At 71.7% G+C, this 15,149-nt stretch carries 16 protein-coding genes; 10 read left to right on the top strand and 6 right to left on the bottom strand.

Translation table 11 applies throughout. The annotated features are described in order from the left end of the window. Positions 1-54 precede the first annotated feature (54 nt). From ACFVSU_RS18375 to ACFVSU_RS18340, 8 genes are all read left to right on the top strand, one after another. Positions 55-1,005, top strand: coding sequence for an alpha/beta fold hydrolase (locus ACFVSU_RS18375; protein ID WP_387146288.1), 951 nt, complete (start codon positions 55-57; stop codon positions 1,003-1,005). A gap of 169 nt (positions 1,006-1,174) precedes the next feature. After that, a complete protein-coding gene (locus ACFVSU_RS18370; protein WP_387146285.1) occupies positions 1,175-2,689 on the top strand; it encodes an ABC transporter substrate-binding protein in 1,515 nt (504 codons plus the stop codon). Further along, a complete protein-coding gene (locus ACFVSU_RS18365; protein WP_387146283.1) occupies positions 2,686-3,636 on the top strand; it encodes an ABC transporter permease in 951 nt (316 codons plus the stop codon). The genes ACFVSU_RS18370 and ACFVSU_RS18365 overlap by 4 nt, the downstream gene beginning before the upstream one ends. 116 nt (positions 3,637-3,752) lie before the next feature. After that, complete coding sequence (locus ACFVSU_RS18360) at positions 3,753-4,613, top strand: ABC transporter permease (RefSeq protein WP_387146969.1); 861 nt, start codon at positions 3,753-3,755, stop codon at positions 4,611-4,613. Next, on the top strand, positions 4,610-5,398 hold the full coding sequence (locus tag ACFVSU_RS18355; protein WP_387146280.1) for an ATP-binding cassette domain-containing protein: 789 nt from the start codon (positions 4,610-4,612) through the stop codon (positions 5,396-5,398). Before ACFVSU_RS18360 ends, ACFVSU_RS18355 begins: the two co-directional genes overlap by 4 nt. After that, positions 5,395-6,189 carry an ABC transporter ATP-binding protein gene (locus ACFVSU_RS18350; RefSeq protein WP_387146278.1) on the top strand — a complete coding sequence of 265 codons (795 nt, stop codon included), beginning with the start codon at positions 5,395-5,397 and terminating at the stop codon, positions 6,187-6,189. Before ACFVSU_RS18355 ends, ACFVSU_RS18350 begins: the two co-directional genes overlap by 4 nt. Positions 6,190-6,791: 602 nt before the next feature. After that, positions 6,792-7,868 carry a M4 family metallopeptidase gene (locus ACFVSU_RS18345; RefSeq protein ID WP_387146275.1) on the top strand — a complete coding sequence of 359 codons (1,077 nt, stop codon included), beginning with the start codon at positions 6,792-6,794 and terminating at the stop codon, positions 7,866-7,868. After that, positions 7,846-8,268 (top strand): hypothetical protein, encoded by a 423-nt coding sequence (locus tag ACFVSU_RS18340; RefSeq protein WP_387146271.1) that lies wholly within the window; start codon positions 7,846-7,848, stop codon positions 8,266-8,268. Before ACFVSU_RS18345 ends, ACFVSU_RS18340 begins: the two co-directional genes overlap by 23 nt. A gap of 3 nt (positions 8,269-8,271) precedes the next feature. Here the strand turns inward: ACFVSU_RS18340 and ACFVSU_RS18335 are convergent, their stop codons facing one another. From ACFVSU_RS18335 to ACFVSU_RS18320, 4 genes are read right to left on the bottom strand one after another with little or no spacing between them, the layout of a single operon-like run. Next, complete coding sequence (locus ACFVSU_RS18335; RefSeq protein WP_387146268.1) at positions 8,272-8,883, bottom strand: GNAT family N-acetyltransferase; 612 nt, start codon at positions 8,881-8,883, stop codon at positions 8,272-8,274. Between the two features lie 34 nt (positions 8,884-8,917). Next, positions 8,918-9,610 (bottom strand): uracil-DNA glycosylase, encoded by a 693-nt coding sequence (locus tag ACFVSU_RS18330; protein ID WP_387146265.1) that lies wholly within the window; start codon positions 9,608-9,610, stop codon positions 8,918-8,920. A gap of 1 nt (position 9,611) precedes the next feature. After that, positions 9,612-10,481: a metal-dependent hydrolase gene (locus ACFVSU_RS18325; protein ID WP_387146262.1), complete on the bottom strand. Its 870-nt coding sequence runs from the start codon at positions 10,479-10,481 to the stop codon at positions 9,612-9,614. Further along, on the bottom strand, positions 10,478-11,266 hold the full coding sequence (locus tag ACFVSU_RS18320; protein ID WP_387146259.1) for an SDR family oxidoreductase: 789 nt from the start codon (positions 11,264-11,266) through the stop codon (positions 10,478-10,480). Before ACFVSU_RS18320 ends, ACFVSU_RS18325 begins: the two co-directional genes overlap by 4 nt. A 169-nt stretch (positions 11,267-11,435) precedes the next feature. Between ACFVSU_RS18320 and ACFVSU_RS18315 the strand changes: the two genes are divergently transcribed. Beyond that, complete coding sequence (locus ACFVSU_RS18315; RefSeq protein WP_387146256.1) at positions 11,436-12,758, top strand: bifunctional o-acetylhomoserine/o-acetylserine sulfhydrylase; 1,323 nt, start codon at positions 11,436-11,438, stop codon at positions 12,756-12,758. A 60-nt stretch (positions 12,759-12,818) separates the two neighbouring features. Here the strand turns inward: ACFVSU_RS18315 and ACFVSU_RS18310 are convergent, their stop codons facing one another. After that, entirely contained in the window at positions 12,819-13,064 is a 246-nt protein-coding gene (locus ACFVSU_RS18310) for a hypothetical protein (RefSeq protein WP_387146253.1), read from the bottom strand. 101 nt (positions 13,065-13,165) lie between these two features. Between ACFVSU_RS18310 and ACFVSU_RS18305 the strand changes: the two genes are divergently transcribed. Beyond that, positions 13,166-14,371, top strand: coding sequence for a homoserine O-acetyltransferase (locus ACFVSU_RS18305; RefSeq protein WP_387146250.1), 1,206 nt, complete (start codon positions 13,166-13,168; stop codon positions 14,369-14,371). 11 nt (positions 14,372-14,382) lie between these two features. On the opposite strand, the gene ACFVSU_RS18300 is transcribed toward ACFVSU_RS18305, so the two are convergent. Then, a complete protein-coding gene (locus ACFVSU_RS18300) occupies positions 14,383-15,141 on the bottom strand; it encodes an NUDIX domain-containing protein (RefSeq protein WP_387146247.1) in 759 nt (252 codons plus the stop codon). Between the last annotated feature and the right edge of the window lie 8 nt (positions 15,142-15,149).

The raw sequence follows: 15,149 nt of genomic DNA, 5'->3' as shown, positions 1-15,149 counted from the left end.
CCAGGGCCGGCTCGCGCCGGGCCGGGCGTCGCCGGGGTGCGGCATGATGAGCGGGTGAGCGACCCCATCGACGAGTTCTCGTTCCTTCCCGAGCAGGCCGCGGAGGCCGGCATTCAGGCCCTCGTCCCCCAGGGCGAGCGGCTGTCGCTGGCGCTGGCCGACGGACGCACCCTGAGCGCGCTGCGGTACACCCCGGCGGACTCCCCCGACGCGGCCCCCGTGGTGACGTTCCTCCACGGCGCGGGTCTCAACGCGCACACGTGGGACACCACGATCCTCGCGCTCGGGCTCCCCGCTCTCGCGATCGATCTGCCGGGCCACGGGGACTCCTCGTGGCGCGACGACATGGCGTACGTCGCACGGGTGCTCGCGCCGGACGTCGCGGCGGGCATCGACGCCTGGACGGACGCCCCGCAGCTCCTCGTGGGGCAGTCGCTCGGCGGGCTGACCGCGGCCGCGGTGGCGGCATCCCGACCCGATCTCGTGCGCGAGCTGGTGGTCATCGACATCACTCCGGGCCTTGACCCGAACGCCGGGGCGCAGCAGATCCGCGACTTCTTCGCCGGCCCCGCCGACTGGGCGTCGCGCGACGAGCTCGTCGACCGCGCCCTGTCGTTCGGGCTCGGCGGCGGCACCCGCCGCAAGGCCGAGCGCGGCGTGTACTTCAACTCCCGCATCCGCGCCGACGGCAGAGTCGAGTGGAAGCACCACTTCGCCCGCCTCGCGAACGCGGCCGCCGGCGCGACGGCCCCTGAGCCCGTCGACGGGCAGGACGCCGTCGCCTCGGTGCTCGGCGAGTCCGGCTGGGAGGATCTCGCCGCCGTCGCGGCCCCGACGACGCTGCTCCGCGGCGAGCGCGGCTACGTCACGGACGACGACGCCGCGGAGTTCGCACGACGGGTGCCCGCAGCATCCGTCGCGGTCGTCCCCTCGGGGCACAACGTGCAGGAGGAGATCCCGCGGGAGCTGGGCGCGCGCCTGCGCGCGATGGCCGCGGGCGCGTGACCGATGCGGCGCCGGTCGGGAAGCATTAACACTTCTGTTGCGTTCCGGGTACCGAGTTGCCGCCCGCCTCGGCGATATCCCTAGGCTGATACCCATCCGGCAGCCCCGACCCCCTGGGCAGCCCGGGGCCCCGCACAGCACACACGGGACCCTCCCCGAAAGGACCTTCATGCTCCGTCGCACCGCTCTCGCCGCAGCCTCGCTGCTGGCCGCCGGTCTGCTCGTCCTCACCGCCTGCAGCGGTGGTGGCGGCGACGCCGCGCCCACGTCGCCCGGGGAGCCCGACCCCGACGCGTCGGTCGCGGTCCGGCTGGTGCTCGAGCCCGGCAACCTCGACATCCGCGAGACCGCGGGGTCGGCGCTGGACCAGATCCTCGTCGACAACATCTACCAGGGCCTCGTCGCCCGCACACCCGAGCAGGACATCGTCCCCGCGCTCGCGAGCGACTGGACCGTCTCGCCCGACGGCCTCACGTACACGTTCACGCTGCGCGAGGGCGTGACGTTCCACGACGGCCAGGCGCTGACGCCGCAGGACGTCGTGTGGTCGCTCACCACGCGACGCGACACGCCGGCGTGGCGGGACGCGGCGCGTCTGGCGAACGTCACGTCGATCACCGCGGAGGGGCAGGACATCACGCTCACCCTCAGCGAGCCCGACTCGAGCCTGCTGTGGAATCTCACCGGCCGCGCCGGCATCGTCCTCAAGGAGGGCGACACCGTCGACTACAAGACGAAGGCGAACGGCACGGGTCCATTCGTGCTCACCGAGTGGCGCCAGGGCGACAGCATCACCTTCGAGCGCAACGACGCCTACTGGGGCGACGCGTCGAGCGCAGCCGAGGTCGTGTTCGAGTACATCCCCGACAATCAGGCCGCCCTCAACGCGGCGCTCGCGGGCGAGGTCGACGTACTGACGGGCTTCGACGCGAACCTGAAGGAGCAGGTCGAGCAGAACGGCGACTTCGCGCTCGTGCTCGGCAAGTCCACCGACAAGGGCACGCTCGCGTTCAACCAGACCACCGGTCCGCTCGCCGACAAGCGCGTGCGCCAGGCGATCCGTCAGGCGATCGACCACGACGCCATCATCGAGGCCCTCGCGTCCGGGCAGACCCAGTACGGTCCGATCCCCGAGCTCGACCCCGGCTACGAGGACCTGTCGGACGTCGCGCCGTACGACCCGGAGGCCGCGAAGAAGCTCCTCAAGGAGGCCGGCTACGAGGACGACCTCGAGCTCACGCTGACCATCCCGAGCTTCTACTCGACGACGATCCCGCAGATCCTCGTGTCGGACCTCGACGAGGTCGGCATCACCCTCGACGTGGACTCGGTCGACTTCACCACGTGGCTCACGGATGTCTACACGAACCACGACTACGACCTGAGCTTCGTGCTCCACACCGAGGCCCGCGACTTCGAGAACTGGGCGAACCCGGACTACTACTTCACCTACGACAACCCCGAGGTGCAGGACCTGTACGCCCAGTCGCTGGCCGCCACCGATGAGTCCGAGGCCGCCGACCTGCTGAAGCAGGCGGCCCGCATCGTGTCGGAGGACGCCGCCGCCGACTGGCTGTACAACGGGGCCTCCGTCGTCGCCGTCGGCACTAACATCGCCGGTATGCCCTCGATCAACGTGAACGAGCGCCTGAACGTCGCCGAGATCGCCAAGAGCAACGGGTGATCCGGTACACGCTGACCCGATTCGCCCTGCTCCTGCTCGGGCTTCTCGTCGCCAGCGTGCTGATCTTCCTCACGCTCCGGGTGCTCCCCGGTGACATCGCGCACCTCATCGCCGGCGTCGGGTCCACCCCCGAGCAGCAGGACGCCATCCGGGAGCGGCTGGGCCTGGACCGCCCGCTCCCGGAGCAGTACCTGACCTGGATCGGCGGACTGTTCCGCGGCGACCTCGGCACCTCCCTCCTCACGGGCACGAGCGTCGTGGACGAGCTCGCCCAGAAGGCGGAGGTGACCGTGCCGCTCGGCATCCTGTCCCTCCTCATCGCCGTGGTGATCAGCGTGCCGCTCGGCGTGCTCTCGGCCATGCGGCGCGGGCGCGCCTCGGGCACGGGACTCAGCGTGGGCGCGCAGACCCTCGCCGCGGTGCCCGTGGTGTGGGCGGGAATGATGCTCGTCGTCGTCTTCGCGGTGTGGCTCGGGTGGCTGCCCGCGCAGGGCTTCCCGCGGTCGGGGTGGAGCGACCCGTGGGCGGCGCTGCGCGCGCTGATCCTTCCCGCCCTCACGATCGGCATCGTCGAGGGTGCCATGCTGCTGCGTTTCGTGCGCAGCGCGACGCTGCAGGCCGTCGGGCAGGACTTCGTGCGCACCGCCGCCGCGAAGGGCCTCACGCGCGACCAGGCGCTCCTCCGCCATGGCCTGCCCGTCGTCGGACTGTCGGTCATCACGGTGCTGGGCCTGCAGGTCGCCGGCATCATCGTCGGCGCCGTCGTCATCGAGCAGCTCTTCTCCCTCCCCGGCATCGGGCGCATGCTCGTGGCCGACGTCGCCGCGCGCGACCTGCCGAAGGTGCAGGGCTCACTCCTCGCCCTCACCGGGTTCGTGCTCATCGTCGGCTTCGTCGTCGACCTCGTGCACCGCGTCATCGACCCCCGGCAGCGGGAGGCATCGTGAGCCCTTCGACACGCTCAGGGACCGGCGACGCACCGAGGACTGAGGGCGGGACGGATGCTGCGACCCCGGCGCCGACCACCCCGCGACGTCGTTCGCGCTGGGCGTGGCTCGGCCGGCTGTGGGCGCTGTCGACGGGGCGTTTCGGGCTCATCGTGGTCGCCGTCGTCGGGATCACCGCGATCGTCGCGCGATTCTGGACGCCGTTCGACCCGCAGAAGGTCGACATCGCCAACCGCTGGGCCCTTCCAGGCTGGCCGCACCTGCTCGGCACCGACGGATCGGGGCGCGACATCCTGAGCCTCCTGATGGCGGGCGCCCGCACCACCGTGTTCGTCGCGATCGGCGCCGGCCTCGTCGCAACCGTGATCGGCATCTCGCTCGCGGCCCTCGGCGCCCTCACCGCGCGCTGGGTGCGCGAATCGGTGGCGGTGTTCGTCGACATCCTGATCGCCTTCCCGGTGCTCATCATCGCGATGATGATCTCGGCGGTGTGGGGCGGGTCGCTGTGGGTCGTGATCTGGGCGGTCGGCATCGGCTTCGGCGTGAACATCGCCCGTGTCACGCGGCCCGAGCTGCGCCGCGTTCTGCAGAGCGACGTCGTGCTGGCCGGACGCGCCTCCGGCCTCACGCCCGCCCAGAACCTCTGGCGGCACCTGCTCCCCAACGTCGCACCGGTGTTCATCGTGCAGCTCTCGTGGGGCATGGCGGTCGCCGTGCTCGCGGAGGCCGGACTGTCGTACCTCGGATTCGGTGCGCCGGTGACCGAGCCGTCCTGGGGTCTGCTCCTCGCGCAGCTGCAGCAGTTCATCGGGGTGCACCCGCTGTCGGTGGTGTGGCCGGGCCTCGCCATCACGATCACCGTGCTGGGGCTGAACCTCCTCGGCGACGCGCTCCGTGAGGCGACCGACCCGACACTCTCGCGCAGCCCCTTCGCGACCCGGCGCGCACGGCTGCACATCCCGGAGGTGGTCTCGTGAGCCTCGAAGTGCAGGGCCTGACGATCGACATCGGCGACCGCCGCGTGGTGGACGGCGTGTCCTTCGCCGTGCCCGACGGGGCTCGCGTGGGCCTCATCGGCGAGTCGGGGTCGGGCAAGTCGCTCACCGCCCTCGCGATCCTGGGCCTGCTGCCCGACGGTGCGACGGCGTCGGGCAGCGTCCGGTGGAACGGCCGCGAGATCCTGGGCCTGCCCGACCGCGAGCTCGCCGAGCTCCGCGGCGACGAGATCGGCATCGTCTTCCAGGAGCCGCGCACCGCGCTGAACCCGATCCGCACCGTCGGCCGCCAGATCGCCGAGTCGATCCGCATCCACGAGGGGCTCTCGAAACGGGATGCCGCCGCCCGCGCGGTCGCGGAGGCATCCCGTGTCGCGCTCCCCGACCCGGACCGCATCGTGGCGCGCTACCCCCACCAGCTGTCGGGCGGCCAGCGCCAGCGCGTCGCGATCGCGATGGCGCTCGCCTGCCGCCCGCGTCTGCTGATCGCCGACGAGCCGACGACGGCTCTGGACGTGACGATCCAGGCCGAGATCCTCGAGCTGCTGCTGTCGCTCGTGCGCGACGACGGCATGTCCCTCGTCTTCATCACCCACGACCTCGCCGTGCTGTCGCAGATCGCGACGCACGGTGTGGTGCTCGAGCAGGGGCGCGTGGTCGAGGAGGCTCCGGTGTCCCAGCTGCTCTCGGCTCCGGCATCCGTCGTCACTCAAGATCTGCTGCGCGACGCCACGGCGACGCTGTGGCGGCCAGGGGGCGCGGAATGAGCGTGCTGATCCGCGGCCGCGGGCTCACCCGCCGCTACCCCACGCCGAAGACGCACCTGTTCGAGAAGCAGGCCTTCACGACGGGACTCGAGGACGCCGACATCGACGTGCGAGAGGGCTCTGCGGTCGGACTCATCGGCGAGTCGGGCTCCGGCAAGTCGACGCTCGTCCGCCTGCTGCTGGCCCTCGACACGCCTTCCCCGGGCACCCTCGAGTTCGACGGGCGACCGGTCGACGCGAGCGCCTCCGCACGGTCGCTGCACTGGCTGCGGAGGCAGACCGGGATCGTCTTCCAGGACCCCTACGCCTCGCTCGACCCGCGCATGAACATCGGGCGCATCGTGGGCGAGCCGCTGTGGGCGCTCGGGATCGAGGGCGACCGCCGCGCCCGCGTGCGCGAGGTGCTCGAGGACGTCGGACTCGAGGCGGACATGGCCGACCGCTTCCCGCACGAATTCTCGGGAGGCCAGCGGCAGCGAATCGCGCTCGCACGCGCGATCGTGCATCGCCCCCGGCTGCTGGTGGGCGACGAGCCGCTGTCGGCGCTCGACGTCACGGTCCGCGCGCAGATCCTCGAGCTGCTCGGCGAGCTGCGCGTGCGCGACGGCCTGACGCTCCTGATGGTGTCGCACGACATCGGCGTCGTGCAGAACCTGTGCGACGAGGTCGTCGTCATGAAGGACGGCCGCATCGTCGAGGAGGGCCCGACCGAGAAGGTGCTCCTGCAGCCCCAGGTCTCGTACACGCGGCGGCTGCTGGCCTCGATCCCCGTCATCGAGAACGGCAGGTAGTCGCAAGGTCTGCCTTCTGCCCTGGTCCTTCCGGCGGTCTTGGCGACTCGCCAAAAGCCAGCGTCTATCGCCCCCGGTTTTGGCGACTCGCCAAGAGCGGAGGGCGGGCACCTTCTGGCGACCCCCCAAGGAAGGCGAGCCGAGCGGTCATCCGTGGCGACTCGCCAAAAACCGGCGTCTATCGGCCCCGGTCTTGGCGACTCGCCAAGACCGGAGGGCGGGCACCTTCTGGCGACCCGCCAAGAGAGGCGAGCCGAGCGGTCATCCGTGGCGACTCGCCAAACACCGGCGTCTATCGCCCCCGGTTTTGGCGACTCGCCAAGACCGGAGGGCGGGCACCTTCTGGCGACCCGCCAAGAGAGGCGAGCCGAGCGGTCATCCGTGGCGACTCGCCAAAAACCGGCGTCTATCGCCCCCGGTTTTGGCGACTCGCCAAGACCGGAGGGCGGGCACCTTCTAGCGACCCGCCAAGAGAGGCGAGCCGAGCGGTCATCCGTGGCGACTCGCCAAAAGGGTGACGCGGTGAGGCGCGGGGTCGAGCTGGGGGCTGACTCGCCGTGGTGAGGAGCGGGGAGGTCGGCGGCCGCGGATAGGTTCGGAGAATGAGCACGAGCCCCGGAATCGTCCCCCCGTACCTGCTCGCCCGCATCGCCGCCGTGCAGGAGGAGAATTGGGCTCGTGCGGCTGACGCGGCGCACCGCACCCTCGCGGCGCCGCGCGAGTACCGTCCGGTGCGCTCGCGCCTGCGCCTGTCGATCCAGGAGCCGGGAACGCTGGTCGCCGAGGCGACGCCCGCACCCGACCGCGAGATCTCCGACGCGAAGCACCGAGAAGTGCTGCCGGGCACCCGGGTCCGCGGCGAGGACGACCCGGCGACGGGCGACGTCTCCGTCGACGAGGCGTTCGACGGGCTCGGCGCCACGTACGACTTCTGGTGGGACTCCTACGCCCGCGACAGCATCGACGGCTCGGGCAGCTCGCTCCTGGCGACCGTCCACTACGGCCGCGACTACGACAACGCGTTCTGGAACGGCGAGCGCATGGTGTTCGGCGACGGCGACGACGAGGTGTTCCGCGGGTTCACCCGGTCGCTCAGCGTGATCGCGCACGAGCTCGCGCACGGCGTGATCGAGGACGAGGGCGGCCTGCTGTACCGCGGCCAGTCCGGCGCGCTCAACGAGTCGATCGCCGACGTCTTCGGCGCCCTGGCCGAGCAGCACCGCGATGGGCAGACGGTCGACGAGGCGACGTGGCTCATCGGCGAGGGGATCTTCACCGACGCCGTGCAGGGCGTCGCGCTGCGATCGCTCAAGGCCCCGGGCACGGCGTACGACGACGATGTGCTCGGCAAGGACCCGCAGCCCGCGCACATGCGCGACTACGTCGAGACCCGCGACGACAACGGCGGAGTGCACATCAACTCGGGCATCCCCAATCACGCGTTCTACCTCACGGCGAAGGCGCTCGGCGGCCATGCGTGGGAGCGCGCCGGGCTCATCTGGTATCGCACGCTGACGTCCGGGACCCTCCCGTCCACGGCCGACTTCACCGCCTTCGCACGCGCCACCCTCGCCGCGGCGGCAGCGGAGTACGGTGAGGAGTCGGAGGAGGTCGCCGCCGTCCGCGCCGGGTGGACAGGCGTCGGCGTGATCCCGGATGACAGACAAGCCGAGTCCTGACCCGACCGCACCTTCCGCGGCGCCGCCCGCGGTCGAGGTCGACGTCGCGCGCACCGGCGGCATCGCCGGCATGACGCGACGGTGGTCCGCGCAGCCGCCCGAGGCGGAGGCATCCGAGTGGATCACCCTCATCGATCGCTGCCCGTGGAGCGAGGCGGGCAGCGCCGTAGACGAAGAACTCGGCGACGAGGTAGCCGCTGCTCCCCCCCGCCCGGCGGCGCGGCGCCGCGAACCGATGCCCGACGGTTTCGTGTGGTTCATCCGCGCGACGTGGTCGGGGACCGGCCCCCTCGAGGCGGAACTGCCCGACGACGAGGTCGTGGGCGCCTGGCGCGAACTCGTCGACGCCGTGCGCGACTGGAGCCGGCAGAGCGCCGACCCTGGTCGGCCGAGCGGCTGACGCTCAGCGCGTGAAGAGACCCTTCTTCTTCGCCGGCTTGAGCGCCTTCTGCATGTAGATCGTCCCGAGCCACCGGCCGAACTTGAAGCCGACGCGGCCCATGCGGCCGACCTCGACGAAGCCCAGCTTCTCGTGCAGGGCGACGGACCCCTCGGCGCCCTTGTCGCTGATCACCGCGACCATCTGCCGGATCCCGGCCGCCTCGCACGCCTCGATGAGGGCTTCGAGCAACGCGCGACCGAGCCCCTTGCCGGTCGCGGCCTGGCCGAGGTAGATCGAGTTCTCGACCGAGAACCGGTACGCGGACTTGCTCGACATCGGCTGCACGAGCGCGTACCCGAGGATCTGGCCCGACGGCGACTCTGCCACGAGGAACGGGAGGCCCTGCTTCTCGAGGCCGTCGCGCTTCTTGCGCCACTGCGCCACCGACCACACGTCCTCGTCGAAGGTCACGACCGAATTGGTGACGTAGTAGTTGTAGATCTCGCGGATGTCGGGGATGTCGCGATCCTCGACGGGCCGGATCGTGAACGAGAACCCGCGCTCGGGCTCGGGCTGCCGCTGCAGGTGGCGCGGCAGCTTGCGGCGATCCTTCTCGTATTCCTCTTCGAGCATGGCTTCTCCTGGATGTCTGCGGTCGGCCGGCGCCCTATGCGGGCAGCCGCCAGTCGACGGGGTCGGCGCCCTGCTGGGCGAGCAGCTCATTGGCACGCGAGAACGGTCGGGAGCCGAAGAACCCGCGGCTCGCCGACAGCGGCGACGGGTGCGGCGATTCGATGATCGGCGTGGTGCCGAGGAGCGGTCGGAGGTTCGCGGCATCCCGTCCCCACAGAATCGCCACGAGAGGCCTGTCGCGCGCGACGAGCGTGCGGATGGCGTGCTCGGTCACCTTCTCCCAGCCCCAGCCGCGATGGGATGCCGGCGCTCCGGGCGCGACCGTGAGCACCCGGTTCAGCAGCATGACGCCCTGATCGCTCCACGCCGACAGGTCGCCGTGCGGGGCTCGCGGGATGCCCAGGTCGGACTCGAGCTCCTGGTAGATGTTGCCGAGGCTGCGCGGCAGCGGCCGGACGTGCGCGTCGACGGCGAAGGACAGCCCGATCGGATGCCCCGGCGTGGGGTACGGGTCCTGCCCCACGATGAGCACCTTGACGTCGGGGAGCGGGCGCTGGAACGCGCGCAGCACGCGGTCGCCGGCGGGCAGATAGTGGCGTCCGGCGGCGACCTCGGCGCGGAGCCGCTCGCCGAGCGCGGCGATGTCGGGAGCGACGGGTGCGAGCGCCGCCGACCATTCCGGGTCGATGAGTCCGGCGTCGGCGAGCTCGGGCAGCGTCATCGCCATCTCAGGCACGTTCCGCCGTGGTGATCATGACGAGCTCGAGGCCACCTTCGACGGGCGCGGACGTGAATGCCACGGTCGCCGCCGACAGCTCGTGGAGCGAGGCGACGTGCGTACCGCCGCAGGGGATCCTCGCCTCGGCGCCCGGCAGCTCGCACACCCACGTGCGGCGGTCGGCGAGCGTGTCGCCGTCGCGTTCGATGCGCACCGCGCCGCCCGCGGTGATCCAGTCCGCAAGCTGCGCGTCCACCCGTGCCGCAAGGGTGTCGAGGTCGGCGAGCACATCGGGATCGAACCCCTTGCGCCGGAGCGACTTGCCGATGCGGTAGACGTCGCGCGAGCCGTCCGGCAGGATGCGCGACTCCTGGATCGCAAGGGCGTCGAAGGCCGGAGCGCCGAGCGCGTCGGTCGGCGCCTCCTTGCGCCACGCGCCGGCGAGTGCCGCGTCGAGCGCGAGAGAAGCCAGGTGACAGGCGGTGTGACCCGCCGAGAGCGCGGCGCGGTAAGCGGCATCCACTGTCACGTCCACCGTGTCGCCCGGCGCAATCGCGGCGCCGTTCTCGATGAGGTGGGCGACGACGAACGTCCAGCCCGACGTTCCCGTGCGCACGGGAACGTCGGGGCCGAGCAGCAGCCCGTCACCCTGGGTCGCGCCGACGACGGCGTCGACCACGACGAGCGCGGCGCCGCCCACGCCCAGCGTGCCGCGGTCGGCGGGCTGATCGGGCCACGCGGTGTCGACCGGGTGGAACGCGGTCTCGTCGAGGACGACGGCCGTTCGCCCGTCGCCGGCGTCGGCGACGTGGACGACCGTGCCGCGGGAGGAGGTGGCGCCGGCCGGATAGGTGACGACGGTGCCGTCGGCGAGGGTCACAGCTCCTCCGTGCCGCGTGCGCGCAGGGGGCCGCGCGCGAGCAGGAACTGGGCGGACTGCGCGACCGGTCGCATGGTGATGAGGTCGAGGTTGACGTGGCCGGGCGCATTGAGCGCGTATGCGATGACGTCGGCCACGTCGTCGGCGGTCAGCGGGTTCTCGACGCCGTCGTACACGCGCTCGGCCGCCGCGCTGTCGCCGCCGAGGCGGTTGAGGGTGAACTCCGGCGTGTGCACCATGCCCGGAGCCACCTCGATCACGCGGATCGGCTCGCCGTTCAGCTCGAGCCGCAGCGCGTGCGCGATCATCGCCTCGCCGGCCTTGGCGGCGTTGTAGCCGGCGCCGCCGGCGTACGCGGTCTGCGCGGCGGTGGAGGTGACGAAGAGCGTGTCGGCGTGACCATCGGATGCCGCGGCCCGGCGCAGCTGCGGCAGCAGCGCTGCGACCAGCCGCTGTGCCGAGAGCACGTTGACGTCGAACATCCACTGCCAGTCCTCGACGCGGCCGTCCTCGACGCGGTCGGTGCCGCGTGCGCCGCCGGCGACGTGGACGAGGGCGTGCACGGGGCCGGAGTCCGCCAGGAAGGCGGCGAGCGCCTCGACGTCGGCGTCGGCCGTGAGGTCCGCCGCGAACGCGACGGCGCCCGTCTCGGTCTCCAGGGCGGCGAGCCGATCGGCCCGTCGGGCGACGCCGACCACGTCCCATCCGGTCTCGCGCAGCGCCCGCACCGCCGCTTCGCCGATCCCCGAGCTCGCCCCGGTCACCACTGCACGTCTGTTCGCCATGACCACAACGCTACCCACGTCGCGCCCGGCGGCACTCCCCGACCGGGATTCCGGGGCCCGACCGCGTTACGTCACATTTCCCCCACGTTGTTGACAACCCCGGGTTCTCCGTACTCTCGAACCCGGCTGGGGGGCACGCTCCCGGCATCCGATCCCGCAGGAGCAGGCCATGTCCGCACCCGAGAACTGGCGTTTCGAGACCAAGCAGATCCACTCGGGGGCTCAGCCCGACCCGGTGACCAAGGCTCGCGCGACGCCGATCTACCAGACCACGTCGTACGTCTTCGACAACGCGGACCACGCCGCCAACCTCTTCGCGCTCGCCGAGTTCGGCAACATCTACACGCGCATCCAGAACCCGACGCAGGCCGTCGTCGAGGAGCGCCTCGCCGCGCTCGAGGGGGGCACCGGCGCCCTGCTGCTCGCGAGCGGCCAGGCTGCGGCGACGTTCGCGGTGCTCAACATCGCCGAGGCGGGCGACCACATCGTGTCGTCGAGCTCGATCTACGGCGGCACGTACAACCTCTTCAAGTACACGCTCGCCAAGCTCGGCATCGAGGTCACGTTCGTCGAGAACCAGGACGACCTCGAGGAGTGGCGCCGCGCGGTCCGCCCGAACACGAAGCTGTTCTTCGCCGAGACCATCGGCAACCCGAAGATCAACGTGCTCGACATCCGCGGCGTCGCCGACGCCGCCCACGAGAGCGGCGTGCCGCTCATCGTCGACAACACGATCGCGACCCCGTACCTCATCAAGCCGTTCGAGCACGGCGCCGACATCATCGTCCACTCGGCCACGAAATTCCTCGGCGGCCACGGCACCACCATCGGCGGCGTGATCGTCGACGGCGGCACGTTCGAGTGGTCCAAGAACGTCGACAAGTTCCCGGGCCTCACCGTTCCGGACCCGTCGTACCACGGCGCGTCCTACACGGCCGCGGTCGGCGACGGCCTCGCCTACATCATCAAGGCCCGCGTGCAGCTGCTCCGCGACCTCGGCTCGGCCATCTCGCCGAACAGCGCGTGGCTGCTGATCCAGGGCATCGAGACGCTCTCGCTGCGCGTCGAGCGCCACGTGCAGAACGCGCAGGAGATCGCCGAGTGGCTCGAGAACCACTCCGATGTCGCCTCGGTCAACTACTCGGGCCTCCCGACGTCGCCGTGGTACGCCGCCGCCAACACGTACGCTCCGAAGGGCGTCGGCGCCGTGCTGTCGTTCGAGCTCAAGGGCGGCGTCGAGGCAGGCCGCGAGTTCGTCAACTCGCTGACGCTCTTCAGCCACCTCGCCAACATCGGCGACGTGCGCTCGCTCGTCATCCACCCCGCGTCGACGACGCACTCGCAGCTCACGCCCGAGCAGCAGCTCACGACCGGTGTCACGCCGGGCCTCGTGCGCCTCTCAGTGGGTCTCGAGAACATCGACGACCTCAAGGCCGACCTCGAGCAGGCACTCGCCGCGGCGCGCCGCGTGTCGGAGGCCGCTCGCGCCTGATCCCCCTCCTCGGGATTCGGATGCCCCGGCCCGGCGCACTGCGCCGGGCCGGGGCATCATTCATTCCTGATCGATGTCGGGCTCGTCCGCCGCGAAGTCGGCCGCCAGCTCCTCCGAGGTGAGGTGCGTGCCCGGAACCGGACGCGGCAGCGTGGGTGCGCCCTCGGTGTGCCACGGCTCCCCCGCGGCTGCGGAATCATCGGCCTCGTCGAAGATGACGTCGGTGTCGTGATCGAGGTCGTGCTCCTGCGGCGGCACCGCCGGGCGGGGCTCGTGGGCGGGCATGAAGGGCTCAGCGGTGGACATGCGCGCATTCTGCCATGCGGGCGTGCACGCCCGATGACGCGCGGCACCGGTCCCGGTGTAACAGACGGCACCACCACGCATGCTCAGGCGAGAATGGACGGATGGACTGGCAGACCTCCGAAGACACGGTGCCCAGCGCGCCCGTGACGGAGGCCGACGCGCGCCTGCTGCTGGGCCGCCCTCCGGCGACCGGCGCGTGGCGCGACGGCGATCCCGTGGGCGAGCGCCACTTCGCGGCGTTCGGGGCGTTCCGCACCGAGGGCGGCCGCGAGCTTCCCGCGTACCGCCTCGCGTACGAGACCTGGGGCGAGCTCAACGCCGCGCGCGACAATGCGGTGCTCGTGCTGCACGCCCTCACCGGCGACAGCCACGTTCGCGGCCCGGCCGGGGCCGGGCATCCCACATCCGGCTGGTGGGACGACATCGTCGGCCCCGGGGCTCCCATCGACACCGATCGCTGGTTCGTCGTCGCCCCGAACATGCTCGGCGGATGCCAGGGCTCGACGGGGCCGGCATCCATCGGTCCCGACGGCTACGAGTGGGCGTCGCGCTTCCCGTATCTGACGATCCGCGACCAGGTGGCCGCCCAGGTGCGCCTGGCCGACGCCCTCGGCATCGACGTGTGGGCGGCCGTCGTGGGCGGATCGATGGGCGGCATGCACGCCCTCGAGTGGGCGATCTCGCGCCCCGAGCGCGTGGAGCGGGTCGCCGTCCTCTCGGCGCCGCCCGTGAACACCGCCGACCAGGTCGCGCTCAACTCGGTGCAGCTCGAGGCGATCCGCATCGATCCGCGGTTCCAGGGCGGCGAGTACTACGACGCAGGCGACGGCGACGGTCCGAATCGCGGGCTCGCGCTCGCCCGGCGCATGGCGCTCCTCAACTACCGCTCCCCCACCGAACTCAACCAGCGCTTCCAGCGCACGTGGCAGTCCGGGGTGAGCCCGCTCGGGCATGGCGGGCGCTTCGCCGTCGAGTCCTACCTCGACTTCCACGGCAACAAGTTCACGCGCCGCTTCGACGCGAACTCGTACATCACGCTCGTCGAGGCGATGAACTCGCACGACGTCGGCCGCGACCGCGGCGGCGTCGAGGACGCCCTCGCCCTCATCACCGCCAAGGCCCTGGTGCTCGGCATCGACAGCGACCGGCTCTTTCCCATCGACGGTCAGCACCGCATCGCACGCGGCATCCGCAGCACGCTCGACGGCGATCGCGCCGTGGTGCTGTCGAGCGACTTCGGCCACGACGGATTCCTCATCGAGACGAACGCCGTCGGGGCGCACCTGCGGCGGCTGCTCGAAGCCTGACGTCTCCGATCTCAGTTCGTGCGCTGGTAGCGCCACGGCAGGGCGCCGATCTCGAGGCGATGACGGGACCCGGATGCTGCGCCTCCGGCGTCCGCCTCCCATTCCTCGTCCCCCTGCCACATGAGGAGGGGGCCCTCGCCGCCGCGGCGCGCGACCGTCTCGAAACGCTCGACGCCGCCGAGGCGCGCGGCCCCGGCCACGGACTCGACGTCGGCATGCGCCGCCAGGCCGTGAAGGGTCACCCACGTCGGCGGATACAGCGTCAACCCGCCGTGCCCGTGTCGCGCGAGCGCGTCGGCGGGGCGCAGCCACTCGGCGGCGACCGCCTCGTCGGCCGACAGCCTGAGGGCGCCCGCCGCGGCCGGCGCGACGAAGAACCACGTGCGGATGCGCAGCGCGAGGCCCGGTGGCGGGTCCCAGCACGACAGCGTCACGAGCGCATCCGCGTCGAGCGTGAGTCCGGTCTCCTCATGCGTCTCGCGCACGCCCGTGCGCCGGGCGACGGCCTCCTCCGGTTCGCCGTCCTCGCCACGGTCGGCGTCTTCGAGCTTGCCCCCGGGGAACACCCACGCACCGGCGAAAGACCCGCGGTCCGGCCGCTCGATCATCAGCACTTCGAGCCCGTCGTCGCCGTCGCGCAGCAGCACGACGGTCGCGGCGACGGGGATGGCCGGGTCGGTGGCGTCCTCGGGGCGGCGCGTACGAGCGCCGCCGATCGAGTCGCTCAGCGCCTGCAGGGCGCGGTCGGCGGACGGCGTCGGTTCCGGCATCCGCACAC

Origin of the sequence: Microbacterium sp. NPDC058062 (assembly GCF_042885375.1) — a bacterium.
Lineage (GTDB): Bacteria > Actinomycetota > Actinomycetes > Actinomycetales > Microbacteriaceae > Microbacterium > Microbacterium trichothecenolyticum_C.
The sequence above is the reverse complement of the archived record's forward strand: the minus strand, read 5'-3'. Positions and strand labels throughout refer to the sequence as shown.

Bases quoted from the DNA above. Each gene is read 5' to 3' on its own strand.
- ACFVSU_RS18350 (WP_387146278.1), top strand. From the start codon at position 5,395: ATGAGCGTGCTGATCCGCGGCCGCGGGCTCACCCGCCGCTACCCCACG.
- ACFVSU_RS18315 (WP_387146256.1), top strand. From the start codon at position 11,436: ATGTCCGCACCCGAGAACTGGCGTTTCGAGACCAAGCAGATCCACTCG.
- ACFVSU_RS18330 (WP_387146265.1), bottom strand. From the start codon at position 9,610: ATGGCGATGACGCTGCCCGAGCTCGCCGACGCCGGACTCATCGACCCG.
- ACFVSU_RS18335 (WP_387146268.1), bottom strand. From the start codon at position 8,883: ATGCTCGAAGAGGAATACGAGAAGGATCGCCGCAAGCTGCCGCGCCAC.
- ACFVSU_RS18310 (WP_387146253.1), bottom strand. From the start codon at position 13,064: ATGTCCACCGCTGAGCCCTTCATGCCCGCCCACGAGCCCCGCCCGGCG.
- ACFVSU_RS18305 (WP_387146250.1), top strand. From the start codon at position 13,166: ATGGACTGGCAGACCTCCGAAGACACGGTGCCCAGCGCGCCCGTGACG.
- ACFVSU_RS18320 (WP_387146259.1), bottom strand. From the start codon at position 11,266: ATGGCGAACAGACGTGCAGTGGTGACCGGGGCGAGCTCGGGGATCGGC.
- ACFVSU_RS18300 (WP_387146247.1), bottom strand. From the start codon at position 15,141: ATGCCGGAACCGACGCCGTCCGCCGACCGCGCCCTGCAGGCGCTGAGC.
- ACFVSU_RS18370 (WP_387146285.1), top strand. From the start codon at position 1,175: ATGCTCCGTCGCACCGCTCTCGCCGCAGCCTCGCTGCTGGCCGCCGGT.
- ACFVSU_RS18340 (WP_387146271.1), top strand. From the start codon at position 7,846: ATGACAGACAAGCCGAGTCCTGACCCGACCGCACCTTCCGCGGCGCCG.
- ACFVSU_RS18345 (WP_387146275.1), top strand. From the start codon at position 6,792: ATGAGCACGAGCCCCGGAATCGTCCCCCCGTACCTGCTCGCCCGCATC.